This window comes from Sphingopyxis sp. SE2 (assembly GCF_032227185.1).
In the GTDB taxonomy this organism is placed as follows: domain Bacteria; phylum Pseudomonadota; class Alphaproteobacteria; order Sphingomonadales; family Sphingomonadaceae; genus Sphingopyxis.
Window position 1 is genome coordinate 3,885,223 of the sequence record NZ_JAPMXW010000001.1, and the last position, 25,860, is coordinate 3,911,082.

Sequence of the window (25,860 nt, forward strand, 5' to 3'; positions counted from 1 at the left end):
CCGCTTCAACGCGCCCCGTCATCCCGGCGAAGGCCGGGATCTCTCCGTCTCAGCCATACGCACCGGCGAGATTCCGGCCTTCGCCGGAATGACGATGAGAGAAGCGCATCTCGACTTCGCTCGATGCGAAGGGCTAAGGGAGGTCTGGAAGGATAGGGGACGCAACATGACCAGCATCGGCATTATCGGCAGCGAAGGGCGGATGGGCGTCGCGCTCGCCGCCGCGATCTCCGAAGCGGGACAGCGCAGCTGCGGCGTCGACAGGGGGGGCAATGTCGCAAAGCTCGCGGCGGGGGCGGACGTTCTCGTCGATTTCTCCTCGCCCGCCGCGCTTGAAGCGACGCTCGACGCCTGCGTCGCGGCAAAGAAGCCCATCGTCGTCGGAACGACGGGGCTCGAGGAACGCCACCATTATCTGATCGACGATGCGGCCAGGGACATCGCGGTGCTCCAGACCGGCAACACCTCGCTCGGCGTCACCCTGCTCGCGCATCTGGTGCGCGAGGCGGCGGCGCGGCTCGACCCCGAATATGATATCGAGATCGTCGAGATGCACCACCGGAACAAGGTCGACGCGCCGAGCGGCACCGCGCTGCTGTTGGGGCAGGCGGCGGCGGAGGGGCGTGGGATCAACCTTGCGACCTGCTCCGAACGCGGCCGCGACGGCCTCACCGGCGCGCGCGGGCATGGCAAGATCGGCTTCGCGAGCCTGCGCGGCGGCACCGTCGCGGGCGACCATGACGTGATCTTCGCGGGGCCCGAGGAAATGATCACGCTGTCGCACCGCGCCGAAAACCGCATGATCTTCGCGCGCGGCGCGGTGCGCGCGGCGCTGTGGCTGATCCGCCAGAAGCCCGGGCGCTACACGATGCCGCAGGTGCTGGGGCTTTGATTCGCGCCCGCGCCCCCGCTTCTCCCCTGAAATTCGCGCTGCTTTGGGGCTTGCCGGCGGCCCTCCTGTCGCTTTTCATCGCGTTCATGATGATGGGGGCTGGACATGGCTGGGTGACGCCCTTCTGGTTCAGCCTTGGCGGTTTCGTGGCTTTTCCCGTGGGCATCTGGGCCCTGGTCGCACCTGCCCGGTTGCACCCTCGCGTCTATGCTGCCCTGCTTCTGCTCGCTCTGGCCAGCGATTATCAGCTTTACGCCATGTCCGATGCCGAGGGGTGGCAATATTTCCAGCGTGCCGCGCCGTTCAGCTTTTTTTGGCTCGCCCTATGGTCGCTCTGGCAGCTGGCTTTTCTTCGCGCGTTCCTGATCGCGCTTCGCGACCGTGCCGCATGAAAAAAGCCGATATCTTCGAATTCTACCGCCGTCTTGCCGAGCTCAACCCCAGCCCCGAGACCGAACTCGAATATGGCAATATCTATCAGCTGCTCGTCGCGGTGGTGCTCTCGGCGCAGGCGACCGACGTCGGGGTGAACAAGGCGACGCGGAAACTGTTTCAGGAGGTGAAGACGCCGCAGCAGATGGCCGATCTCGGCGAGGACGGGCTCAAGCAGCACATCAAGACGATCGGGCTGTTCAACGCGAAGGCGAAGAATGTCATCGCGCTCAGCGAAATCCTCGTCCGCGATTTTGGCGGTGAAGTGCCCGCCGACCGCGATGCGCTCGTCGAGCTTCCCGGCGTCGGGCGCAAGACCGCCAATGTCGTGATGAACTGCGCCTTCGGGGCCGAAACCTTCGCGGTCGACACGCATATCTTCCGCGTCGGCAACCGCACCGGCCTCGCCCCCGGCAAAACCCCGCTCGCGGTCGAAAAGAAGCTCGATAAGGAAACGCCGCAACCCTTCCGCGTCGGCGCGCACCACTGGCTGATCCTCCACGGCCGCTACATCTGCAAGGCGCGCACCCCCGAATGCTGGCGCTGCCCGGTTGCCGACCTCTGCCGCTACAAGCCCAAGACGCCCGCGCCGAAGGCAAAGAAGGCGGCGTGATACCCATTGCATGGATGTGGGCTATGAGGTGGCCTCCGGCCATTATCTTACCCGTCATCCCGGCCTTCGCCGGGATGACGATGATAGTAGGGCCACTTCCGGTCGAAAGCCGCCCTTTAAATATTTCGCGCAGAGGCCGCAGAGATCGCGGAGTTGGGGTGCTCTCCTCTCTGCGATCTCTGCGGCCTCTGCGCGAATCATTCTGACCGCGCTTGCGATCCGCGCCAAGGTCGCCATAGTCCGCTCCCATGCGAAACCTCACCGCTCCGCTCGCCCTCGCCGCCGCCCTGCTCGCCGCCGCGCCCGTCCACGCCAAGCCCGCCGACCCCGCGGTGGCGAAAAAGATACTCAAGGACAGCGTCGCGATCCCGACCGTCGAGGGCCGCGGCAAGGTGCCCGAACTCGCGGCCTATTACGCCGGCGTGCTCAAGGCGGCGGGCTATGCCGACGCCGATATCGAAATCACCCCGATGGGCGAGACCGCGACCTTCGCCGCGACGCTCCACGGCACGACCAAACAAAAGCCGATCGTGCTGCTCGGCCATATGGACGTCGTCGAGGCCGACCCCAAGGACTGGACGCGCGACCCCTTCGTGCCGGTCGAGGAAGATGGTTATATTTTCGGGCGCGGATCCGAAGACAACAAGTTCGACATCGCGATGATGGTCGCGACGATGGCGCAGCTGAAAAAGGACGGTTTCAAGCCGAAGCGGTCGATCATCTTGGCTTTGTCGGGCGACGAGGAAACCTCGATGACGACGACGCGCGCGCTCGCGGCCAAATATAAGAATGCCGAATTCGCGTTGAATGGCGACGGCGGCGGCGGGCTGATCGCCGAGGACGGCAAGCCGCAATATTACGGGCTGCAGGCGGGCGAGAAGACTTATGCCGACTTCACGCTCGAAGTCACCAACCCCGGCGGCCACAGCTCGCGCCCTTCGGACGTCAATGCGATCGTCCAGCTCGCGAACGCGCTCGCCAAGGTCGGTGCCTATCGCTTCGCGCCGCAGCAGAATGAGCTGACCAAAGTCGGTATGCCGATCGTCGCCGAGCAGGTCGGCGGCGAGATCGGCGCGGCGTTGAAGGCCTTTGCCGCCAACCCCGCCGACGCCGCGGCGATCGCGACGATCCGCGCCGAGCCCGAATATGTCGGCCAGATCGGCACCACTTGTGTGCCGACTTTGGTCAAGGGCGGCCACGCCGAAAATGCGTTGCCCCAGCGCGCGACCGCGAACATCAACTGCCGCATCTTTCCCGGCGTGCCGGTCGAAACGGTGCGCGCCGAGCTCGAAAAGGTGATCGCCGACCCCGCGGTCAAGGTGAACACCGATCCCGACGCCAGCGCCAGCGATGCCTCGCCGCTGCGCCCCGATGTGATGGCGGCGGTGAAAAAGGCGGTGCACGCACGCGCGCCCGGCCTGCCGATCATCCCGTCGATGAGCGCGGGCGCGACCGATAGCTATCATTTCCGCGCGCAGGGCGTGCCGAGCTACGGCGTCGCGGGGCTCTTCTCGAAAGCGAGCGACAGCTTCGCCCACGGCCTCAACGAGCGCGTGCCCGTCGACGCGATCGCCCCCGCGCTCGCGCATTGGGACAGCTTGCTGCGCGATTTGTCGAAGTGACTCCTTCTCCCCTCGGGGGAGAAGGATACGCAGCCTTGCCGCGAAGCGGCTAGGCGAAGTTGGATGAGGGTGAGGGCGGTTAGGGCAGCAACGCCCCCACCGCCCTTTCGACCATCGCCGCCGCCGCTTCGGCGCCGAAGCTTTCGGGGTCGAGCGACAGTTCGAGCCACAGCCCGTCGACCATCGCGGTGAGCATGATCGCGAGCCGCCCGGCGTCGGCCGCGCCGCAAAGGGCAAGCAGTTCGCCGAGCCGCGCGCGATAGCCCGCGTAACTTTCCGCATGGATTTCGGCCATACGGGGATCATTTCGCGACAGCGCCCAGAAGGCGGTCCATGCGCCGAGCAGTTCGGGATCGGTCACCGGCGGGCGAAAGCTGGCGGTCAGATAGGCGGCAAGGCGCGCGCGCGGATCGTCGCCCGCCGCCTCGACGGCTTCGGCAAAAATCGCGTCCATCCGGTCGCTCGTCGCCTGATAGGTTGCGGCAACCAGATCGTCGATGCCGCCGAAATAATGGCGCAGCAGCCCCGGCGATACGCCGGCCTTTGCGCAGATCGCGCGCACGTTCGTCCCCGCCAGCCCATGTTCGGCAAGGCACGCCGCGGCCGCCTCGATCAGGTCCGCCCGGCGGGCATGGGCGCTTTCGCGCGTAAAGGCTTGGCGAGCGGCGGTCATATTGTTATACGCATGTATAACAAGGACCCGATCATGGCAACGCTACGCGACACCTTCGACAACTTCCAGAACGTCGACCCCTTGGGCGGCTGGTCGCTCCCCGCCTGGACCTACAGCGACCCCGACTTCCACGCCGCCGAGATCGACCGCATCTTCCGCCCGAGCTGGCAGGTCGTCTGCCACGACAGCGACATCCCGAACTCCGGCGACTGGCACAGCATCGATTATTGCGGCGAGAGCGTCATCCTCGTCCGCGGTACCGACCGCATCGTCCGCGCCTTCACCAACGTCTGCCGCCACCGCGGCTCGCGCCTCGTCGACGGCGCGGCGGGCTGCGCGAAGAAGCTCGTCTGTCCCTATCACGCCTGGACCTATGAACTTGATGGCCGGCTGACGGGCGTGCCCGATTCGGCCAGCTACCCGACGCTCGACAAGGGCAAGGCGGGGCTCGTTCCGGTCGGGCTCGAACAATGGCGCGGTTTCTGGTTCGTGCGGCTCGACGACGACGGCGGTCCATCGGTCGCGTCTATGATGGCGCCCTATGAAGCGATGATCGAGCCTTACCGCTTCGAGGAGCTCGGCGCACTCGGCCGCGTCACGCTGCGCCCGCGCGAGGTCAACTGGAAGAATGTCGGCGACAATTATTCGGACGGCCTCCACATTCCCGTCGCGCATCCCGGCCTGACGCGCCTGTTCGGCAAAAGCTATGGCGTCGAGGCCGAAGAAAATGTCGATCGCATGTGGGGCGATCTGATCGACCGGCCGTCGGCCAACTGGTCCGAGCGCATGTATCAGCGGTTGCTGCCGCCGGTCCCGCATCTGCCCGAAGCCAACCAGCGCCACTGGCTCTATTTCAAGCTCTGGCCCAATGTCGCCTTCGACATCTATCCCGATCAGGTCGATTTCATGCAATGGCTGCCGACCGGGCCGACGAGCTGCCTGATCCGCGAGATCAGCTATGTCCTGCCCGACGCCTATTCCCAAGAGTGGCGCCGCGAGATGAAGGCCGCGCGCTACCTCAACTGGCGCATCAACCGCCAGGTCAATGCCGAGGACACCGCGCTGATTACTCGCGTCCAACAGGGCATGCAGTCGAAGAGCTTCTCGATGGGGCCGCTCAGCGACAAGGAAGTCTGCCTCAAGCATTTCTGCGCGCGGATGCGCGACATCATCCCCGAAGCGCGGCTGGAGCGGGCGCCAGCGGCGGGGTGGAGCCGATAAGCTTCCCCTCCCGCTTGCGGGAGGGGTTAGGGGAGGGGCGGTTCCCTCCGACGTCGAACGGGACAGGCCCTCCCCCGGCCCCTCCCGCAAGCGGGAGGGGAGCATGAGCGATCATCCGGTCATCATCGTCGGCGGCGGGCCCGCCGGCATGGTCGCGGGGCTGCTCTTCGCGCGCGCCGGGGTGCGGGTGACGGTGCTCGAAAAGCATAAGGATTTCCTCCGCGACTTCCGCGGCGACACGGTGCATCCCTCGACGCTCGAGCTGTTCAGCGAGATCGGACTGCTGGGGGAACTGCTCGAGGAGCCGCACGCCGCGATCGACACGATGACGCTCAATCTGCTGGGTGGGCGCTATACGATCGCGACGATGAAGCATCTGCCCGTTGCGGCGCCCTTCGTGGCGATGATGCCGCAATGGGACCTGCTCGATTTCATCGCGGGACAGGGTAGGCGCTACCCGACGTTCGACCTGCGCATGTCGACCGAGGCGACCGGCCTGACCTATGACGGTGCGGGTCGCGTCAGCGGCGTGACGCTGGCGACCGGCGAGACGCTGCAGGCGCAGCTCGTCATCGCCGCCGACGGGCGCCGCTCGGTGCTGCGCGACGCTGCCGCGCTGCCGCTTCACGATCTCGGCGCGCCGATGGACGTGCTGTGGTTCCGTATCCCCGTGCCCGCGGGCATGGATATGTCCGAAGTCGCGCTCGGCACGATCGACAAGGGCGGCATGGTCGTCGCGATTCCGCGCGGCGATTATTGGCAATGCGCGCAGATCATCGAGAAGGGCGGCTTCGCGCCGATCGAGGCGAAGGGCATTGCCGCCTTCCGCGAGCGCATCGTCGAGATCGCGCCCGGCCTCGCCGCCGGAATCGATGCGATCCGGGGCTTCGACGACGTCAAATTGCTGTCGGTCGCGCTCGACCGGCTGACGCGCTGGTCGCGCCCGGGGCTGCTGGCGATCGGCGATGCCGCGCATGCGATGTCGCCGGTCGGCGGCGTCGGGATCAACCTCGCGGTGCAGGACGCGGTGGCGGCGGCGAACATCCTCGCTGCGTCGCTCGCCGCGGGGGCCGACCCCGATCCGTTGCTCGCCAAGGTGCAGGCGCGGCGCTGGAAGCCGACGGTGCGGATGCAGGCGCTCCAGCGCGCCGCGCACCGGCGCGTCGTCGAACCGATGCTGCGCGGCGAAATCACCCGCGTGCCCTTCGCGGTCCGCCTGCTCGACGCCATCCCGCTGCTCCGCCGCATCCCGGGCCGCATTCTCGGCCTCGGCTTCGGCGGGCAGCATGTCCAGTCCCCGCTCGCCAAGGAATTTTCATGACCAAGCCCTATGACGCCCTCATCATCGGCGCCGGCCACAACGGCCTCGTCTGCGCCTTCTATCTCGCGAAGGCTGGGCTGAAGGTCCGCATCCTTGAGGCGCGCGACGTCGTCGGTGGCGCCGCGGTGACCGAGGAATTCGCGCCGGGCTTCAGGAATTCGGTCGCAAGCTACACGGTCAGCCTGCTCCAGCCCAAGGTGATCGCCGACATGAAGCTCGCTGATCATGGCTATCGGGTGATCGAGCGGCCGATCAGCAATTTCCTGCCGCAGGAGGACGGAACCTATCTGAAGCTCGGCGGCGGGCTCGAACGCACGCAGGCCGAGTTCCGCAAATTCAGCAACCGCGATGCCGAGGTGCTGCCGCAATATTATGACGCGCTCGAAAATGTCGCCGAACTGCTCCGCGACTTGGCGCTGCGCGTCCCGCCCAATGTCGGCGAGGGGCTGCGCACGCTGCTCGATGGGGCGCGGCAGGGCCGGCGCTTTGCGGGACTCGGTCTCGAACAGCAACGCGACGTGCTCGACCTCTTCACCAAGTCAGCGCGGACGATGCTCGACAGCTGGTTCGAGAGCGAGGCGGTCAAGGCGGCCTTCGGTTTCGATGCGGTCGTCGGCAACTATGCCAGCCCGGACACGCCGGGCAGCGCCTATGTCCTGCTCCACCACGTCTTCGGCGAAGTGAACGGCAAGAAGGGCGCGTGGGGGCACAGCGTCGGCGGCATGGGTAAGATCACCGAAATCATGGCGAAGGTCTGCCGCGATCATGGCGTCGAGATCAGCCTCGAAAGCCCGGTCGCGAAGGTGCTGGTCGACGGCGGCAAGGCGGTCGGGGTCAAGCTTGTCGGCGGCGAGGAAATCGCCGCGGCGCGCGTGATCGCCAATGTCGGGCCAAAGCTGCTCTACGAACGGATGATGGACGCGAGCGACCTGCCCGCCGACTTCCAGCGCCGGATCAAGGGCTTCCAGGCGGGCAGCGGGACGTTCCGTATGAATGTTGCGCTTTCGGAGCTGCCGAAGTTCACCTGCCTCCCCGAGCCCGGCGAGCATCACCAGTCGGGAATCATCCTCGCGCCGACGCTCGACTATATGGATCGCGCCTTCCTTGACGCGAAACAATATGGCTGGTCGAAGGCGCCGATCGTCGAAATGCTGATCCCCTCGACCGTCGACGAATGTCTCGCCCCACCGGGACAGCATGTCGCCAGCCTCTTCTGCCAGCAATTCGCGCCCGAGCTTCCCGGTGGCCGCGACTGGGATGATGAGGAGGAAATCGCCGCGGACACGATCATCGACACGGTCGAAAAACATGCGCCGGGTTTCCGCGCGAGTATCATCGCCCAGACGCGCCTGTCGCCCAAGGGGCTCGAACGCAAGTTCGGCCTCGTCGGCGGCGACATCATGCACGGCAATATGAGCCTCGACCAGCTCTGGGCGGCGCGCCCGATACTCGGCAACGGCGGTTATCGCGGGCCGGTGAAGGGCCTTTATATGTGTGGCGCGGGCACGCATCCCGGTGGCGGCGTCACCGGCGCGCCGGGGCATAATGCCGCGCAGGTCATCCTACGCGACCGGGGCCTCTTCGCGCCGCGATGGCGCTGACAATCGCGTCCAGATATAGAGCGGCAGCCCCGCCGCCATCAGGATCAGGCTCATCGCGCTGACGCCCGCTCCGGCGCCCCATAGCGTCCATATCGCATAGGCGAGCCCCGCGAGCGCGACGGAGATCGCGACGCGCAGCCGCAACGCCGCCGCGGCGCAGGCGAGGTAGAGCCACAAGGTTACCGAGGTCGAGAGGATCGCCATGAAGGTGAACATCTCGCTCGTCGACTTGCTGTTGTTCAGGATGACGCAGACGGTCGCGATGGCGCTCGACAGCAGCAGTGCCGCGGCGGGCGTGCCGTGGCGGTTCGTCCTCGCGAACCAGGCGGGAAGCAGCCCCTGTTCGGCAAGCCGCGCGGGCTGTTCGGCCTGGATCAGCGTCCAGCCGTTGAGCGCGCCGAGCGCGCTCACTGCGGCAAAGGCGGCGATCCACATCGCGGGGCCATGGCCCCAATAGGTTTCGGCGAACAGCGCGAAGGGCGCTTCCGAGGTTGCGACCGCGGCGGCGGGAAGCATCAGCGCGATCGCCGAACAGACGATCAGATAGAGGAGGCCGGTTGCAAGCGTGCCGATGATCGTTGCGCGTGGAATGGTGACCGTCGGGTTCGCTACCTTGTCGGCGGCGACGCTCGCCGATTCGAAACCGAGCAGCGCCCACAGCGTCAGGATCGCCGATCCGCTGACCGCGGTCAGCGAGAGCCCTTCGGCAGGAAATGGCGTGATCGTCACGGGCTCGCCGCGTCCAAAGGCGATGGGGATCAGCACGACGACGGTGACGAGGGGGATCAGCTTGATCGCGAGCGTGACGATCTGGAAGCGTCCCGCCGCGCGCGCGCCGCGCCAGTTGATCGCGGTGACGAGCCAGATCAGCGCAATCGTCGAGATTGCCATATGATCGCCGATCGCGGGGACGAAGAGGCCGAGGAAGGAGACGCTCGCGACCGCGAGCGTGACGTTCGCGGTCCATACCGAGACCCAATAGGCCCAGCCGATCATGAAGCTCGGGACCCGTCCGAAGGCAAGTTCGACGAAGGCGGTCGGTCCGCTCGCTGCCGGAAAGGCGACGGTGAGCCGCGCGATGACGAAGGCAAGCGCGAGCGCGCCCGCAATCGTGATCGCCCAGCCCGCGACGCCGTTCCAGCCGAAGGGCGCGAGGCTGGCGGGGAGCAGAAACACGCCCGACCCGATCATATTGCCCATGACGAGCGCGATGCACATCGAAAGGCCGAGCTTGCGGCCCGGCCTTTCGCTGCCGGTCGAAAAATCGCTCACCCGGTCAGAATTCCTTGCTGACCTTGATCCCGATCAGGCGCGGACGCACGACCGTGTCATAGAAGACGCCGCCGTTCGCGGTGACGCCGTCGGGGTCGCCGCAGGTGGTTTCGAGGCACTGGACCCCCGCGTTGATCACGCCGTTGCTGTCGAACAAATTGGTCGCGAAAAGCTCGGCTTTCCAGCTATCGCCCTTCACTCCGAGGCTGATGTCAGCGGTCGTATAGGCGTCGAACATGCCCTTAATGCCGTTTTCGAGTGTGCGCACGTCACTGCGTCTTTTGCCGATATGATTGACCGCGAACTGGACATGCCCGCCAAGGCCACCGACGGGGAATTCATAGCGCGCGACGATATTGCCCTTGAACTTTGGCGTGATGGGCAGGCCGGCGCCCTTCGGCGCGAGCAGCGCATTTTCGGCGCCGTCGGCACCCGGCAATGTGCAGTCGAAAGCGTCGTTGGCGATCGCGCAGAAATCGCGGCGGATCTCGGCGTCGTTATAGCTCATGCCCGCGTTGATCGAGAAACCGTTCTGCCGATAACCGAGGTCGAGTTCGACCCCGCGAATCCGCGCGATGCCGGCATTGCGGATTTCGCTGAGCCCGTTGAGGCCGAGGAAGGAGAGCTGGATGTCGTTCCAGTCCTGCTGATAGATCGCGCCGTTGAAACGCACCGGACCCCAGCTCGTCTTCCACCCGAATTCATAATTGTCGAGCGTGTCCGAGCCATAGGGCGGGAGCGATCCGCGCCGGTTGATGCCGCCGGGACGGAAGCCGCGCGACCAGGTCGCATAGACGAGTGCATCATCGCTGAACTTGTAGGTCAGGTTCAGCTTGTGGATGAAATCGGTCTTCTTCGTCCTCTTGTCGAGGTTGGTGCAAGGCGACCCGTCGACCACCGCCGGTCCCTGGCACGCATAGACCGGATTGCTGCTGAATCCGGGGTTGTTGTAGCCGAAAAAGCCGACAAGGCTGTTGTCATATTTGTACACGCGGCCGCCGCCGGTCAGCGTCAGCCGGTCGGTGATATCGAAACTGATCTCGCCGAAGGCGGCATAGTCGCGGTCGACGCGGATCTGCTTGGTCAGCCAGATATTGTCGACGGTGCCGGGTACCTGCAGGTCGTCGGACAGGTCGTCGATGATATAATGCTGCTCGATATTGTGCTTTTGCCGCTGCCAGAAGATGCCACCGATGAAGCGGATGCGCGCATCGGCGGGCGAGGCGACGCGGGCTTCGAAGAAGTTGCGCCGATAGCGGTCGATGCCCTGGATATACTGGTTCGGGCTGATCTGGTCGCCGGCATTGTCGTAAAGATAGACCGCCGATCCATAGAGCGCGTCGTAGAAATAGGCATAGTCCGAATAGTCGCTCTCGACGTCGGTCTTGCGGCGAAGATGCCCGCCGGTCACTGTCAGATCCCAATTGCCGAGCTTGCCTTCGATCGTCAGCGCGGCCTGCAGCCATTTGTCCTTCGACGATTCGGGATTGTACTGGACCGTCTGCAGCTTGCCGGTGACCGCGCTCGACCGTTCCTGCGCAAAGCTGCCGTTGGTCTTCTGGATCTGGCCCATGATCGTCGGGCGCAGCGTCCAGTCTTCGTCGAGATCGATGCCGAGCGCGAGGCGCGCGCCATAGGTGTCGGCGTCGTTGTAATTCTTCTCGGCAAGCGCCGCGTTGGTCTGGACGATGTCGTCGCCGGGCAGGTCGACCAGATCGTCGCCGACATATCGCTTGATCGGATAGGTGCGGCTACCCGGGATATTGTCGATATAGCCCGCGTCGTGGCGATACCAGCCGACGAGGCGCAGCGCCGCGCGCTCGCCGAGCGGGGCGTTGATGAAGCCCTCGACGACGCCGCCGAAATCGCCGTGCGCGACATTGTTGAGCTCGACGCCGACCTCGCCATAGGTGCCGCTGGTGTCGGGCTGGTTGGTGACGAGCTTGATCGTGCCCGCCATCGAACTCGCGCCATAGAGCGTGCCCTGCGGCCCGGCGAGCGCCTCGACGCGCGCAAGGTCATAGGCGTGGATGTCGAGCGCGCCCTGGATCGTCGTGATCGGCATTTCATCGAGGTAGGTGCCGACGGTGGGCAGCGAGGCCGAATGATTGGCATTTTCGCCCGATGCGACGCCGCGGAAATAGACCTGGCTGAACCCGGGCGCGGCGGTCTGGATCGTCACCGACGGAAGGAATTTGACGACGTCCTGAAATTCCTTGACCTGCAACTCGTCAAGCCGTTCGGTCCCGATCGCGGTGATGGCGAGCGGCACGTCCTGCAGATTCTGTTCGCGCTTCGACGCGGTGACCACGATGTCGCGGTCGTCGTTTATATTGGCTTGCTGTGCGAGCGCGGTTCCCGACGTGCACAATATCGTGCTGCCGAGCAGAAAGGCGCCGCTGTTTGTAAATGCTGCCGATAGCTTCCGCATGAGATCCCCCTCAGATGACAGTCATGTGACGGAGAATGACCGAGTGCGGCGCGAGCGCAAGCATTGTTGTGCGGTGCAGCGGTTGTTGGTCGAAAATGTCGCGGGCTGTTGCCCAAAGGCAACGTTTCGTCGCGGGCGCTTCAGCCGAAATCGGCGGGTACGGCTGGATAGGCGGTGAGCACGGGCCCCAGCGCGCCTTTCAGCGGGGCGAGCCATTCTTCATAGGGCCGCCACTGCCCGACGCCGTCGCGGTTGATCGGGCGGCGCACCTGTTCGCTCGACGCGGTGCGGACGGCGCGCGCGTTGACGTGAAACGCCATGCACCCGTCCTCGAACGGCTGGCCCAGCCAGGCGAGCATCGCGCGCACCTCGGCCTCTGGGTCGTCGAGCAGCGCTTCGTGGATAACGCGGTAGACGCGCCCGGGCTGCACGGCGTCGATATGCGCCATCAGCCGCACATAATCCCGGTAATAAGCGCCGACGTCGGCGAGGCCGTAGCTGAACGCCTGTCCCTTGGCGAAATGCTGACGGAAGTTCGAAAAGCAGCAGTCGAGCGGATGCCGACGCGCATCGATGATCTTCGCATTTGGCAGCACCAGCCGGATGAACGCGGTGTAGAGCCAGTTGTTCGGCAGCTTGTCGATGTAGAAGGGTTTGCCGGTCTTGCGCTGCACGGCGGTGCGATCGAGGAAGGCCGCGCCGAGTTCGGTGAGCCGGGCGAACGGGGTTTTGGCCAGTGCCTCGATCCAGCGGCGTCCGTCCTGCTTTGCCTCGCGGCCGAGCCCGAGCGCGAGCGCCGGGATGTCGGGCAGTTCCATCGTGCCTTCGATCGCCGAGTGGCAGCTCAGGATCTGTTCGATCAGCGTCGATCCCGCGCGCGGCATGCCGAGGATGAAGATCGGGTCGGGCGCCGGATTGCCCGCCCCGGCGCGCGCGCTGAAAAAGTCGGGCGTGCAGGTGGCGATGATCGCATCGACCGCCGCGCTAGTGTCGGCGGAGCGATAGCCGAGTTGACCCGACCGGATGGCGTTGCCCGCGGCATAGTGGCGAAAGGCGGGCGCATGGTCGCCGGCATCGTCATAGGCCTTGCCAAGCGCGAAATGCAGGTGCAGCCGGTCGTCGGCGCGCGTTTCGCCATCGGGTTCGGCGGCGGCGAGAGCCGCTTCCATTTGGCCCCGATCGCCCGCGTCGAAACGGATCGTCTTGAGATTTGCGAGACTCCACCAGATTTCGCCGAGCCCCGGGTCGGCGGCAAGCCCGCGGCGATAGGCCGCGATGCCGTCGTCCTGCCGCCCGACCGTCTTGAGCATATGGCCATAGCTCATCCACAGCTTGGCATGACCGGGAAAGCGGCGGGTCAGCTCCTCGTAGAGCGCGAGCGCCTCGTCATAGCCGCCGATGCGGCCGAGCGCGGCGGCGCGGAGGTTCGCGTGCGCGGGATTGTCGGGGTCCTCGCCAAGCACGGCATCGAGCGTCGCGGCCGCGTCGGCAAAGCGGTTCTGCTTGTAATAGACGGTCGCAAGATTGGCGCGCGCCGCGCCGAAGCCCGGCGCGAGCTGCAAGGCGCGCGACAGCAGCTTTTCGGCATCCTCATAGCGCCCGAGCCGCCCCGCGACTTCGGCGAGCATCCGGATCGCGGCGACATCGGTCGCATCCTCGCGCAGCCGCTGGCGCAACGTACCCTCGGCGTCGGGAAGGCGATTTTCGGAAAGCGCGAGCGCTGCGTCAACCATCGCGTCGTCGTGGATTGTCGCCGAAACCGCAGCGAGCGAAGCGCCCTGCGCCTCCTCCTCGCGGCCCAGCGCGCGGAGCGCCTGCGCGGCGAGCCGGTGCGCCGCTGCCGAGGTAGGCACTTCGTCGATGATCGCCTGCGCCTGCGCGAGCGCCGCGCCGGGCTGGCCGTTCAAAAGCTGGCGGGCGTTGGCGAGTGCCTGGTCGAGCGTGACGGTCGCCAATGCCGCTTGCCTCAGCTTTTTGCCGCGCGGGCCTTGCCGACCGCCTGACGCAGCGCGTCATAGCCGATCTGGCCCTGGAACAGCTGATCGCCGACGATCCAGGTCGGGGTGGCGTTGAGCTGGAGCTGGGTCGCGATCGCGAGGTTGCTGTCGAGCTCGCGCTGGAACAGTGCCTCGTTCGCGGTCGCGTCGGCGCTGCCGTCGGTCACGACACCCGCCTTTTCCGCCGCGGCCGCGATGGCGGCGGGTTCGAGCGACGACGCCTGGAACATCGCATGGTGGAAGGCGTCATATTTGCCCTGCCGCGCGGCGGCGAGCGCCATGATCGCGGCGTCGCGGCTCTGCGGGGCGATGATCGGCAATTCGCGGAACACGACCTTCAGGCGCTTGTCCTCGCGGATCAGCCGGTCGACGTCGGGCACGCTCGCGCGGCAGAAGCCGCAGGCATAGTCGGTGAAGACGACCAAAGTGACGTCGCCGTCGGCGTTGCCCGCCCATGCGCCGGCATAGGGTTTTTCGAGCGCCGGGCGGATCGCGTCGATGGCCCTCGCGATTTCGCCCTTGCGCTGCGCTTCGAGCGCCTCGGGAATGATCTGCGGGTTGGCCTTGATATAGTCGGCGACAATGGTTTCGACCTCGCTCTTGCTCATCCCGCCGCCGAACCGTTCGCCCAGCCAGAAGGCGAGCGCGAGGAGCAACAGGCCGCCGAGCGCCAGGCCCCATATGCGTGTGGAAACGCCTTCCATCCCGGCCCCCTTGATTTGCGGCGAACGCTGCGACGCCATCGCTTTGGTGTCTGTAGTTTTTTTGGCCGGCTGCGCGATCGGCGAGCGGTCGTCGCCTTCCATCATGCTCGCCGCGTTTTCGGGCGCGGGCTTCGCCATCGCCGGAATCGCGGCGTCGCCCGCGAACAGCGGCAGGTCGGGCGCTGCGGCCTTCGTCGCAGCGGCCTTCGCTTCGGCTTCCTCGCGCGCGAGCAATTGTTCGAGCCCCGACGGCGGCGGTGCCATTTCCTCGCGCGGCGCGGGGCGCAGCTTGGTCGCGGCGTCGCCCAGCTGTTCGCGCAGACTTTCGCCGCTCGCCTTGGCGATATCGACGACGCCCGCCCTGGTTTTGCCCGCAACCTCGCCGAGTCCGCGCCCGGCGTCGCTCGACAGTTTCCGGGCCTTGTCTCCGAGCGCCATCTTCTCCCAGGCGTCGCCGCTCGCCTTGGCCGCGGCGCGGCCCGCCTTCGCAGATCCGCGCCCGGCGGCGCGCGCGGCGCGAGTGGTGACGGCGCCGGTTTTCGCGGCGAGTTCGCGCGAGCGGCGCGGAATCTCCATCGCCTCGACGCGCGCGGGGATGTCGGCGCGTTCGCCGACGCGGATCGTCCAGTCGGCAAAGGCCTCCGCGCCGTTGCGGATACGGTCCCACAGATTCGCGGCGCCTGCCTTGATCGCTTCAGGCTTCACCAGTGGCTCGCCGCGCGGCTTCTCGGGTTTGCCATATCGCGTCAGGTCGATGCCGACGGGCGGCTCTTCTTTCGGTTTCGCCAGCCCTTCGCCTTGCGTCGGCGCGCCCATGCCCGGCGTCGGCGCGGGGTCGCGCAACCACGGCTGGTAATAATCGTCTTTTTTATCAGTCACTTGTTGCCCTTGCGCATCATTTTAGCGATGCGGTCCCCGTTAATCCTACTGAATCTAACGCCGTTTGCGCTCGCGTTCCACCTCGGCGCGGGCCACCATCGAAATATCCTGTGCACGGATCCAGTCGGGGGAGCCTTGGGGCAGTCCCTGCATCGCCATTTCGGCATTACGCAGCGCGAGCCCCGCCTGTCCACCCTCAAGACTGTAACGCTCGGCCGAGGCGAGCGCCGCGCGCGCCTGATCGCCCTTGTTCGCATAGACGATGCCGAGCTGATACCAGGCGAAGGGATTCTGGTTGTCGAGCGCAACCGCGGTTTTCAGTACGCGCTCGGCCTCGGGATAGTTGGCCGGGTCCTCGGTCGCGATCAGCGCATGGCCCAATGTCGCGCTGATCAATGGCTGCGAGCGCGACTGCGACACCGCCTTGCGCAGCGGGGGGATCGCTTCCTCGGGGCGCCCCGATTCGAGCAGCACCTGGCCTTCAAGCTCGAGAAAATAGGGATCGTTCGGATTCGTCGCGAGCAATCCCTCGACCTCTGCCAGGGCCTTTTGCGGGTAGGCGCTCTTGTGCCAGGCATAGGCGCGGGCGTAGCGCGCCGGGATGCTGCTGTTGCTTTCGGGAAATTTGCGCAACGTCCGCTCCGGCTCGGACATATAGCCCGACAGCTTGGCCTTGATCCGCTGGAATCTCTTTTCGATCGCGGGGTCAGCGGGCTTGTTCCATGCCGGATCGATGACATAGACCTCGCGCAGCGTCTGGATGCGGTCGCCCGACATCGGATGGGTGCGGCCATAGGCCTGATCATCGTCCTGCTTCACCGCATAGCGGAATTCGAGATTCTGCAATTTCTTGAAGAAGGCGAGGCTGCCGCGGCCGCTGATCCCGGCCTTCGACAGATATTGCGCTCCCGCGGCGTCGGCGGTCGATTCCTGGACGCGGCTGAAGGCGAGGAATTTGCCGAGCGCGGCCTGCTGGCCCGCCATCATGATGCCCATTCCCGCCTCGCCGCCGCCCGCCGCAATCGCCGCGGCGCCGAGCAGCAGGCTGAGCAGCGAGATACCGCTCGCCGCCTTTGCGCCTTCGTTGACGCGGATCGCGTGACCGCCCATGACGTGGCCGAGTTCGTGCGCGAGCACGCCCTGCACCTCTTCGGCGCTGTCGGCGGCTTCGATCAACCCGCTGAAGACATAGATGTCCTGGCTGCCCGCGACGAAGGCGTTGATGCTGCGGTCGCCGAGGAGATGGACGCGCACCTGTCCCGGCTGGAGTCCCGCCGCGACGGTGAGCGGGTCCATCATGTCCTGGAACAGCGCCTCGGTCTCGGCGTCGCGCAGGATCGATTGCGCCATCGCGGGGCGCATCGCGATCGCGAACGTCGCCAGCAAGATCAGCAGGATACGGAAGAAGGGGCGCGGCCTTTGCGCCCCGGACGCGGGTTGCGGCGGGAAAGCGGTCATCCCCGCCCTTCTTGCGCCGCGCGCCTGAACCCCGAGTGAAGCCATGTGGGCTTATTGGGGTTCAGGTGGCGCGGACGCAAGATCAGCTCGCGATTTCTGCGATCAACTGCCGCGGTTTAATTGCCGCCCGATCGGCTTGGACGATCAATTGCCAAAGGTGCGCTGCCACCAGCCGCGGCGCGGTTCGCCGTCGGGACCTTCCTCGCCCTCGTCGCCATTGGCGGCGACCGGTTCGGCGTCGCGCGTCGTGGCGGCTTCGGGCGCGGCCTCGGCGGCGACGGCCTTCTTGGCGCGGCTCGCACGCTTTTTGGGCGCGGGCTTGGCGGGTTCGGCTTCGGGCTCAGGCGCCGCTTCGGCAACCGGCGCTGCATCGACGGCCGCAGCCGCCGCTTCGGCTTCGGCCGCTGCCTTGGTTTTGCGTGGCGCCCGCTTGCGCTTCGGCTTCTCCTCGGCAACCGGTGCTTCTTCGGCGACCGGTTCGGCGGCTTCGGCCACTTCGACCGGCGCCGCTTCGGCTTCGACTACCGCCTCGTCGGCGACGTCCGCGGTATCGGCCTTCTTGCGGCTGCGTCCACCACGGCGGCGGCGCGGCTTGGCTTCGGCCTCCTCGGCGTCCGCTTCCGAAGCAGCCTCGACAGTTTCGGCCGGCGCGGTTTCGGCTTCGTCGGCGCTGTCGCCATCGCGATCCTCGCCGCCTTCGCTGCCTTCACCGATTTCATTGCCTTCTTCGTCGCGGCGACCACGACGGCCACGGCGTCGACGGCGGCGTCGCTTGCGCCCGTCGCCATCGCCTTCGCCCTCCTCGCGGTCGCGCGATCGCGCAGGACGTTCGTCGGCAGCTTCCTCTTCGGCTTCTTCTTCCTCGTCCTCGGGATAGTCGTCGTCATCCTCGATCGGCGCGATCGGGGCGAAGCTGCGCCGCGCGACCGGCGGCGGGCCGCTCACTTCGACCGCCATGCGCGCGCCTTCGGTCTCGCCGTCGGGCAGGATTTCGACCGTGACGCCGTAAAGCTCTTCGATCTCGCGCAGTTCGCGGCGCTTTTCGTTGAGGAGGTAGAAGGTCGCCTCCTGGCTCGCGCGCAGGGTGATCTTGTTGCCCTTGCCGCGCGCGGCTTCCTCTTCGATCAGGCGCAGCGCGCTCAGGCCCGCCGAGCTCGCGGTGCGGACAAGCCCAGTGCCTTCGCAATGGGGGCAGGGGCGCGTCGAAGCTTCGAGCACGCCGGTGCGCAGGCGCTGGCGGCTCATTTCCATCAGGCCGAAGCCCGAGATGCGGCCGACCTGAATGCGTGCGCGGTCGTTCTTCAGCGCCTCCTTCATCGCACGCTCGACCTTGCGGACGTTCGAGCCATGATCCATGTCGATGAAGTCGATCACGACGAGCCCCGCCATGTCGCGCAGGCGCAGCTGGCGCGCGATCTCGTGCGCGGCTTCGAGGTTGGTGTTGAGCGCGGTCTGCTCGATATTATGCTCGCGCGTCGAGCGGCCCGAGTTGATGTCGATCGAGACCAAAGCCTCGGTCGGATTGATTACCAGATAACCGCCCGATTTGAGCTGGACGACGGGGTTTAGCATCCCCGCGAGCTGGTCCTCGACGCCGTAGCGCTGATAGAGCGAGACGGGGTCGGCATATTGCTTCACGCGGCGCGCGTGGCTCGGCATCAGCAGCTTCATGAACTGCTTCGCCGCCTTATAGCCCTCGTCGCCCTCGACGAGCACTTCCTCGATGTCTTTATGATAGATGTCGCGGATCGCGCGCTTGACGAGGTCGCTGTCCGAATGGATCAGCGCGGGTGCCGAGCTGCCCAGCGTATTCTCGCGGATCTCGTCCCACAGGCGTGCAAGATAGTCGAAGTCGCGCTTGATCTCGACCTTTGTGCGGCTCATTCCCGCAGTGCGGACGATGCAGCCCATCGTCGGCGGCAGGTTGAGCTCGTCGATCATCGCTTTCAATTTGCGGCGATCGGCGCCGTTCGAAATCTTGCGGCTGATCCCGCCGCCGTGCATCGTGTTCGGCATCAGCACGCAGTAACGGCCGGCGAGCGACAGATAGGTGGTCAACGCCGCGCCCTTGTTGCCGCGCTCTTCCTTGACGACCTGCACCAGCATCACCTGGCGGCGACGGATGACGTCCTGAATCTTGTAGCGGCGGCGCAGCGACATGCGGCTCTCGCCATCCTCGTCGTCATTGCGGCGGCCCCGTCCGCGACCCCGTCCGCCCTTGCGGCCGTCACGCCCGCGGCGCTTGCGATCGCCGCGGCCATCCTTGCCTTCTTCGGCGCCTTCTTCGCTTTCGCCATCCTCGGCATCGCCGTTTTCGGCGGCCTCTTCCTCGTCGCCATCTCCATCTTCGCCGATGGTTTCAGGGACAGGGGCATCGCCATTTTCGTCTTCGTCGTGATATTCGACATCGGCGACATCGCCCTCGAGCTCGTCGAGATCCTCCTCGGCGCGCTGCGCGGCGGCGGCGGCATGTTCGGCCTCTTCGCGCAGCAGCGCGTCGCGGTCTTCCTTCGGAATCTGGTAATAGTCGGGGTGGATTTCGCTGAAAGCGAGGAAGCCGTGGCGATTACCGCCATATTCGACGAATGCCGCCTGCAGCGACGGTTCGACGCGGGTCACCTTGGCCAGATAGATATTGCCCTTGAGCTGCTTGTGCTCGGCGGACTCGAAATCAAACTCCTCGATTCGGTTGCCCTTGGTGACGGCGACCCGGGTTTCTTCCCGGTGCCGCGCGTCGATCAACATGCGCGTGGTCATTAGATACACTCCAAGCGCGCCTCGGCGCGCCATCAAAAAATCCCGCTAACCCTCCTTGCGGAAGGCCGCGGCGGATACGGGTGAAAGGAAAAAAGACGTTATTGCCGAAAGGAGCCTGCGTCCGGTCCTGGACGCGCATGCGGTCTTCAAATCCGGCGACGACCGGGGCGAAAGCGCCCGCGTCGGGATTTGAAGAGGGCATGGCAAGCCTCATACGGCATCAACCTGTTACAGGATGAGCGGGCGGGCAGGGCGGGCGACTGCGAACGCCCCGACTGTCCGGTCAACCGGGTGGACTGGCGGCAGGTATGTCCTTCCCGATATGTCCGGCGCCAAGGCGGCCATGATCCGCAGTTCTGCGGAGCAGGCCTTCCCCTCAAAAGGCCGGACGGCACCGGGAACGACGCCGTCAGTGATGGCGTGCTAGCATCGGCACAGGCCGACGGCAACCACAACCACCCCAGAAAGATAGGATGGCGCCAAGGTGTTGCAAGAAAACCATTCGGCCACGCGGCGGTCCGTCTTCCCTTTGTCTCGCGATGGCGAACGGTGAATTCACCCTGTTGTCGCGCCGGAAAGCTGGCGGCTTCGAATAAGGCTGGACCATCGCGCGCCTTGGACGGCATAGACGCGCCATGAGCCCGCTGCTCGTCCTGATTGGCATGATCGGAGCCCCCCCGGCCGCATTGCCGGCGCCGGCCGGCGCGATCCATGTCGACCCGCGCCCCGCCTCGGTCGGCGAATTCGACCCGGCATCGCGGGGCCCGGGCGGCGAATTGCAGCCGTTCACCGGCTTTCGCGCCAAGCGTCCGGAAAAACGCTATAGCGTGACGGTCCCGATCGGAAAGCCCAAGCCCGCGGTGACGCTGCCGCGTATCGAGGGTCCGGCCGACGCCAGCCTGCCGCTCGTGGTGATCGACGCGGGGCACGGCGGCCACGATCCCGGTGCGATCTCTCCGCACGACGGCAGCCATGAAAAGGACATCACGCTGGCGCTCGCCCGCGCGATCCGCAAGGATCTGCTTGCCTCGGGGCGGGTGCGCGTCGCGCTCACGCGTTCGGACGATCGCTTTCTCGTGCTCGAAGAGCGTTATGGCATCGCGCGGCGATTGAAGGCCGACCTGTTTATCTCGGTTCACGCCGACGCGGCCGAGAATCAGGACGCCAGCGGCGCGTCGATCTATACGCTGGCCGAAGTCGCCTCCGACCGCGAGGCGGCGCGGCTGGCGGCGCGCGAGAACAAGGCGAATATCATCAACGGCGTCGATCTTGGTGCCCACAGCGGCGATGTGTCGGCGATCCTGCTCGACCTGACCCAGCGCGAGTCGATGAATGTCGCCTCCGACTTCGCGCGGCTGCTTCAGCGCGAGGCCTCCGACGAGGTCAAATTCCGCACGACCGCGCACCGCTTCGCCTCCTTCATCGTGCTGAAGGCGCCCGACACCCCGTCGGTGCTGTTCGAAACCGGCTTCATCTCGAACAAGGACGACGTCGAATTTCTCGCCTCGCCCGCCGGCCAGAAGAAGATCGCGCGCGGCGTTCGCGAGGCGGTGCAGATCCATTTCGCGCGGCGCAACGTCGCGCGCTGATGCCCGAAGCTTGGCCTGCGCAAAGCTGCCAAAGTCCCGATTCTAGCCCCGGCTGACGATCATATGCGTCGCGCCCGCGCCCGCGACATGGCGTATCACGCGATAGCCGAGTTCGGGCAGGTCGATACCCGCGAACAGACTCTCGCCGCCGCCGAGCAGGACGGGCGCGACCGCCAGATGCAACTCGTCGATCAGGCGCGCTTTCAGATATTGGCGGATCGTCGACACGCCGCCGCCGATGCGGATGTCGCGATCGCTCGCCGCGTCGCGCGCGCGTTCGAGCGCGGCCTCGATCCCGTCGGTGACAAAGTGGAAGGTCGTGCCGCCCGCCATCGTGACAGGCGCGCGCGGATGGTGCGTCAGAACGAAAACCGGGACATGATAAGGTGGATTGTCGCCCCACCAGCCCTTCCATTCGTTGTCGGGCCAGTCGCCGCGTACCGGGCCAAACATGTTGCGACCCATGATCCACGCGCCCAGCTTTTCAAAGTTCTGCGCGCCGAAATCATCGTCGACCCCGGTCGTCCCCTCCTCCTTGTTGGACATTTTCTGGAACGAGCGCGTTGGGACGAACCAATCGTGCAGCCTTTCGCCGTCGCGGCCCAGCGGGTCCTGCAAGCTCTGTTCGCGTCCCGCGCCATAGCCATCGAGCGAGAAGCTGAATGCGGCAACCTTTACCTTGGACATGATCCTTCTCCAATGTGGTTGTATTATGCAACCAGTTGCGTGTCGCTATGCAATCTGATTTCATATTGCAAGCAGTTTTGTTCGGCCCTACAGCGGATGTGTGACGAACCCACGCTCCGGATGCCCGATCAACCTGACGCTCGAGACGCTCGGCGACCGCTGGAGCCTGATCGTCATCCGCGACATCATGTTCGGCAATCGCCGCCATTTCCGCGAATTGCTGACCGGGTCGGACGAGCGAATCGCCTCGAATATCCTTGCCGATCGGCTGAAGCGGCTGGTCGAGGCCGGGCTGCTCACCAAGGCCGACGACCCGACGCATAAGCAGAAGGCCGTCTACAGCCTGACCGAACGGGCGATCGATCTCGTGCCGCTTCTCGTTCAGATGGGCGCTTGGGGCCGGCGGCATCTTCCCGTGACGCACGAGATGTCGATCCGCCAAGAACTGCTGGAGGAGGGCGGTCCCACGCTTTGGGACGATTTCATGGACGAGCTGCGCACGCTCCATCTGGGCGCGCCGCCGCGCGGCGATTCGGCGAGCGTGCTCGAGAGATTGACCACGGCCTATCGCCGGGCCTTGAAACAGAAATAATATAGTCTTGACTAACTTTTCTGCCGGCGCCAGCTTTGTGATGCTGGCCGGGAGATAAGGATGGCGTGGAGCAACTGGTCGGGGAGCGTTACAGCCAGCGGGCAGGTCGCCCGTCCGCAAAGCGAGGACGAGCTTTCGATGCTCGTCCGCAGCGCCCACAAGCTGCGCGTCACCGGCGCCGGACATAGCTTCATGCCGCTTTGCGAATCGGGAGAGCTGATCGTCAGTCTCGATGATCTGGCGGGCGCGATCCACATCGCCACCGACCAGCGAACCGCGCGCATTCCCGCGGGCTGGAGCATCCGCAAGCTGACTGCGGCTTTGTGGGAGGAGGGGCTGGCGCTCGCCAATCAGGGCGACGTCAATCCGCAGTCGCTCGCCGGCGCGATGGCGACGGGGACGCATGGCACCGGCGTCGATCTCGGCTCCTTATCGACCTTCGCGCGCGGTTTCCGGCTCGTCGATGCCGACGGCGAGGCGCATTGGTGCGATGCCGACACCAACGCCGACCTCTATCGGGCACAGCGCCTCTCGCTCGGGCTGTTCGGGGTTGCGACCGAGATCGAGGTCGCGGTCGTCCCCGCCTTTCACCTTGCCGAAAGGATCGAGAAGCGTCGCTGGGCCGAAATCCGCGAAAGCTATGACGAATTGGCACAGCAGCATCGCCATATCGAATTCTGGTTCTTTCCGCACAGCGACGACGTGATCTTGAAATCGCTCGATCCGTGCGATCCGTGCGACCCCCCGCCCACGACGACCGACATGGAAGAAGCGACCTTCCGCCGCATCCTCGACATTTCGGCACGCCTGCCGTTCCTGACGCCCTTCCTTCAGCGAATGATGATGAAAAGCGGGATTTCGGGCCGCCGCCGTGGCCCCGCGTACAACATCTTCCCCTCCGACCGCACGATCCGTTTCGAGGAGATGGAGTATGAGGTGCCGCGCGCTGCCGGGCTCGAGGCACTGGACGAGGTCGTCGGCTGGATTCGCAAGAAACGGCTGCCCGTGACCTTCCCCTTCGAATATCGCACCGTTGCCGCCGACGATATCTGGATGAGCCCAATGAACGCCGGCCCGGTCGCCGCGATCTCGATGCACCAATATGCGAAAATGCCTTGGCAACACCTCTTTGCCGAGGCCGAGGCGATCTTTCGCGGCGCCGGCGGGCGGCCGCACTGGGCGAAGCGTCATCGACTGAACCGCGCGGACGTCGCCGCGCTCTATCCGATGGCAGGGCGCTACATCACAGTGCGCCGCACCGCCGATCCGCACGGCAAATTCCTCAATCCCCATCTGGAGACCTTGTTCGCATGACCACCGACCGTGAATTGCACAAGCATCTGATCGGCCGGCAAGGCTCGCGCGCCGACCTCAACACGCCCGCCCTCATCCTCGACGTCGATGCACTCGACCGCAATATCGGGCGCATGGCGATGCTCGCCGCCCGACACGGCGTCGCGCTGCGTCCGCATGCCAAGACGCACAAAAGCATCGACATCGCGCTCCGCCAGATCGCTGCGGGCGCGGTCGGGGTCTGCTGCGCCAAGATCGGTGAGGCGGAGGTGCTGGCCGGGGGCGGGGTGAACGGTATCCTCATCACTTCGCCCGTTGCAGCGCCCGCCGCGATCGAGCGGCTGGCGAAACTCGCGGCGACCGCCGAAGGGCTGATGGCGGTGGTTGATCATCCGGATGTCGCCGATCGGCTCCAGTCGGCGCTCGCCGCCGCCGGCGTGCGGCTCGACGTCGTCATTGACATCGACCCCGGCATCGCCCGCACCGGCGTCGCATCCGCCGAAGCCGCAGTCGCGCTGGCCCGTGCGATCGACCGGTCGCCCAACCTCGATTATCGCGGCGTGCAATATTACTGCGGGTCGCAGCAGCATATCGAAAGCTATGCTGACCGCCGCGCTGCGATCGTCGAGCGCGCCGCCTATTTGCAGGAGGTGATCGCGGCGCTCGCCGAAGCGGGCTTGGCGCCCGGCCTCGTCACCGGGTCGGGCACCGGCACGCACCGGATCGACCTCGATCTCGGCGTCTTCACCGAGCTCCAGGCGGGGTCCTACGTCTTCATGGACAAGCAATATCTCGATTGCGACCTGACCGGCGACGCCGAGCCGCCGTTCGAGGTTTCGCTGTCGGTCGATGCGCGTGTCGTCAGCGCGAATCACAGCGGTCTCGTCACGATCGACGCCGGGTACAAGTCGCTTTCGACCGACGGCGGCGTCGCGGTGGTCCAGCGCGGCGCGCCCGAAACGGCCTTCTTCGCTTTCATGGGCGACGAACATGCCGCGCTGATCGCGCCCGAAATCGGAAACGCGCTCCAGCCTGGCGATCCCGTCAGCCTGACCGTCCCGCACTGCGATCCGACGGTGAATCTCTATGACAGCTACCACGTCGTTTCCGGCGATACGCTGGTCGATATCTGGCCGGTCAGCGCGCGCGGCCGCGCGCGATGAGCGTCGCTGCGCGCCGCCCGCCGCAGCAGGACCGCGCGCGGCAGACGCGCGAACGCCTGCTCGACGTCGCGGGCGAATTGCTCGCCGAGGTCGGGATCGAGCGGATTTCGACCAATATGATCGCGGCGCGCGCCGGGCTGACCCCACCCGCGCTCTACCGCTATTTCGGCGACAAATATGCGGTACTCGAAGCGCTCGGGCAGCGGCTGATGGAGCGTCAGAACGCCGTGCTCAATGCTTGGCTCGCGTGCCATGCGCCGACGGGCATCGCCGCCATGGCCGACCATATCGGCGAACTCCTGTCCGAAAACGCCGCGGTGACACGCGCCGAGCCGGGGGCGGTGTGGATATTGCGGTCGCTCCACGCGTCGCCGCAACTCGTCCATGTCCGGCTCGAATCGCACCGGCACGTCGCCGACCGGTTGACCGAGGCCTGCCGCGCGCATCTTCCCCGCATCGACCGCGCTACGCTGTGGCCGCGCCTGCGACTCGCGGTCGAGATCGGCTTCGCGGTCGATGAAATGCTTTACGAAGAAGATCGTGTTTCAGCGGGCGCGGCGTTCGCCCAAGTGGCCGCGATGCTTCGCGCCGCGCTGCTCGACCTTACTGAGAACGCGTCATAGCCCGCCTCGCCGCAACCATGCTTTCCTTTCCGCGACACAG

20 protein-coding genes are annotated in these 25,860 nt (G+C 65.9%); 12 read left to right on the forward strand and 8 right to left on the reverse strand.

The features are described from left to right. Positions 1-166 precede the first annotated feature (166 nt). The 4 genes from dapB to OVY29_RS18460 all read left to right on the forward strand — a co-directional run bounded on the left by dapB (position 167) and on the right by OVY29_RS18460 (position 3,559). Positions 167-892, forward strand: a complete 726-nt coding sequence (dapB, locus tag OVY29_RS18445) for a 4-hydroxy-tetrahydrodipicolinate reductase (RefSeq protein WP_037555268.1) — start codon at positions 167-169, stop codon at positions 890-892. After that, positions 889-1,284: a hypothetical protein gene (locus OVY29_RS18450; protein WP_313911891.1), complete on the forward strand. Its 396-nt coding sequence runs from the start codon at positions 889-891 to the stop codon at positions 1,282-1,284. The genes dapB and OVY29_RS18450 overlap by 4 nt, the downstream gene beginning before the upstream one ends. Further along, positions 1,281-1,937, forward strand: a complete 657-nt coding sequence (nth, locus tag OVY29_RS18455; RefSeq protein ID WP_037555265.1) for an endonuclease III — start codon at positions 1,281-1,283, stop codon at positions 1,935-1,937. The genes OVY29_RS18450 and nth overlap by 4 nt, the downstream gene beginning before the upstream one ends. A gap of 248 nt (positions 1,938-2,185) precedes the next feature. After that, entirely contained in the window at positions 2,186-3,559 is a 1,374-nt protein-coding gene (locus tag OVY29_RS18460) for a M20/M25/M40 family metallo-hydrolase (RefSeq protein ID WP_037555232.1), read from the forward strand. Between the two features lie 79 nt (positions 3,560-3,638). Here OVY29_RS18460 and OVY29_RS18465 read toward each other — a convergent pair whose 3' ends face one another. Then, positions 3,639-4,232, reverse strand: coding sequence for a TetR/AcrR family transcriptional regulator (locus OVY29_RS18465; protein ID WP_037555231.1), 594 nt, complete (start codon positions 4,230-4,232; stop codon positions 3,639-3,641). A 33-nt stretch (positions 4,233-4,265) separates the two neighbouring features. Here OVY29_RS18465 and OVY29_RS18470 point away from each other — a divergent pair, with 33 nt between their 5' ends. The 3 genes from OVY29_RS18470 to OVY29_RS18480 all read left to right on the forward strand — a co-directional run bounded on the left by OVY29_RS18470 (position 4,266) and on the right by OVY29_RS18480 (position 8,375). Continuing rightward, positions 4,266-5,453, forward strand: a complete 1,188-nt coding sequence (locus tag OVY29_RS18470) for an aromatic ring-hydroxylating oxygenase subunit alpha (protein ID WP_037555272.1) — start codon at positions 4,266-4,268, stop codon at positions 5,451-5,453. Positions 5,454-5,556: 103 nt separating this feature from the next. Then, positions 5,557-6,774: an FAD-dependent oxidoreductase gene (locus OVY29_RS18475; RefSeq protein WP_037555229.1), complete on the forward strand. Its 1,218-nt coding sequence runs from the start codon at positions 5,557-5,559 to the stop codon at positions 6,772-6,774. Next, entirely contained in the window at positions 6,771-8,375 is a 1,605-nt protein-coding gene (locus OVY29_RS18480; RefSeq protein WP_313911892.1) for an NAD(P)/FAD-dependent oxidoreductase, read from the forward strand. Before OVY29_RS18475 ends, OVY29_RS18480 begins: the two co-directional genes overlap by 4 nt. Here the strand turns inward: OVY29_RS18480 and OVY29_RS18485 are convergent. The 6 genes from OVY29_RS18485 to OVY29_RS18510 form a co-directional block, all read right to left on the reverse strand. Further along, positions 8,337-9,593, reverse strand: a complete 1,257-nt coding sequence (locus OVY29_RS18485; RefSeq protein WP_081933070.1) for an amino acid permease — start codon at positions 9,591-9,593, stop codon at positions 8,337-8,339. The two genes, OVY29_RS18480 and OVY29_RS18485, sit on opposite strands and share 39 nt — an antisense overlap. 58 nt (positions 9,594-9,651) lie before the next feature. After that, positions 9,652-12,078, reverse strand: coding sequence for a TonB-dependent receptor (locus OVY29_RS18490; RefSeq protein WP_037555225.1), 2,427 nt, complete (start codon positions 12,076-12,078; stop codon positions 9,652-9,654). Positions 12,079-12,218: 140 nt separating this feature from the next. Then, positions 12,219-14,033 carry a tetratricopeptide repeat-containing sulfotransferase family protein gene (locus OVY29_RS18495; protein WP_037555223.1) on the reverse strand — a complete coding sequence of 605 codons (1,815 nt, stop codon included), beginning with the start codon at positions 14,031-14,033 and terminating at the stop codon, positions 12,219-12,221. An 11-nt stretch (positions 14,034-14,044) separates the two neighbouring features. Further along, positions 14,045-15,658 (reverse strand): thioredoxin domain-containing protein, encoded by a 1,614-nt coding sequence (locus OVY29_RS18500; RefSeq protein ID WP_052182205.1) that lies wholly within the window; start codon positions 15,656-15,658, stop codon positions 14,045-14,047. Between the two features lie 54 nt (positions 15,659-15,712). After that, the gene (locus OVY29_RS18505; RefSeq protein ID WP_200880174.1) at positions 15,713-17,116 is read right to left on the reverse strand and encodes a M48 family metalloprotease; all 1,404 of its coding nucleotides are present in this window, start codon (positions 17,114-17,116) and stop codon (positions 15,713-15,715) included. Positions 17,117-17,260: 144 nt separating this feature from the next. Beyond that, on the reverse strand, positions 17,261-19,873 hold the full coding sequence (locus OVY29_RS18510) for a ribonuclease E/G (protein ID WP_037555221.1): 2,613 nt from the start codon (positions 19,871-19,873) through the stop codon (positions 17,261-17,263). Between the two features lie 605 nt (positions 19,874-20,478). Between OVY29_RS18510 and OVY29_RS18515 the strand changes: the two genes are divergently transcribed. Continuing rightward, on the forward strand, positions 20,479-21,462 hold the full coding sequence (locus tag OVY29_RS18515) for an N-acetylmuramoyl-L-alanine amidase (RefSeq protein ID WP_037553820.1): 984 nt from the start codon (positions 20,479-20,481) through the stop codon (positions 21,460-21,462). Between the two features lie 42 nt (positions 21,463-21,504). On the opposite strand, the gene OVY29_RS18520 is transcribed toward OVY29_RS18515, so the two are convergent. Next, positions 21,505-22,149, reverse strand: a complete 645-nt coding sequence (locus tag OVY29_RS18520; RefSeq protein ID WP_313911893.1) for a dihydrofolate reductase family protein — start codon at positions 22,147-22,149, stop codon at positions 21,505-21,507. Positions 22,150-22,249: 100 nt separating this feature from the next. Between OVY29_RS18520 and OVY29_RS18525 the strand changes: the two genes are divergently transcribed. Genes OVY29_RS18525 through OVY29_RS18540 form a run of 4 tightly spaced genes read left to right on the forward strand, consistent with a single transcriptional unit; the run spans position 22,250 to position 25,820 of the window. Further along, positions 22,250-22,741 carry a winged helix-turn-helix transcriptional regulator gene (locus OVY29_RS18525; RefSeq protein WP_037553818.1) on the forward strand — a complete coding sequence of 164 codons (492 nt, stop codon included), beginning with the start codon at positions 22,250-22,252 and terminating at the stop codon, positions 22,739-22,741. A 60-nt stretch (positions 22,742-22,801) separates the two neighbouring features. Further along, positions 22,802-24,055, forward strand: coding sequence for a D-arabinono-1,4-lactone oxidase (locus OVY29_RS18530; RefSeq protein ID WP_037553817.1), 1,254 nt, complete (start codon positions 22,802-22,804; stop codon positions 24,053-24,055). Continuing rightward, a complete protein-coding gene (locus tag OVY29_RS18535; RefSeq protein ID WP_037553816.1) occupies positions 24,052-25,197 on the forward strand; it encodes a DSD1 family PLP-dependent enzyme in 1,146 nt (381 codons plus the stop codon). Before OVY29_RS18530 ends, OVY29_RS18535 begins: the two co-directional genes overlap by 4 nt. Continuing rightward, positions 25,194-25,820 carry a TetR/AcrR family transcriptional regulator gene (locus tag OVY29_RS18540; RefSeq protein WP_313911894.1) on the forward strand — a complete coding sequence of 209 codons (627 nt, stop codon included), beginning with the start codon at positions 25,194-25,196 and terminating at the stop codon, positions 25,818-25,820. The genes OVY29_RS18535 and OVY29_RS18540 overlap by 4 nt, the downstream gene beginning before the upstream one ends. The last annotated feature ends 40 nt before the right edge of the window (positions 25,821-25,860 follow it).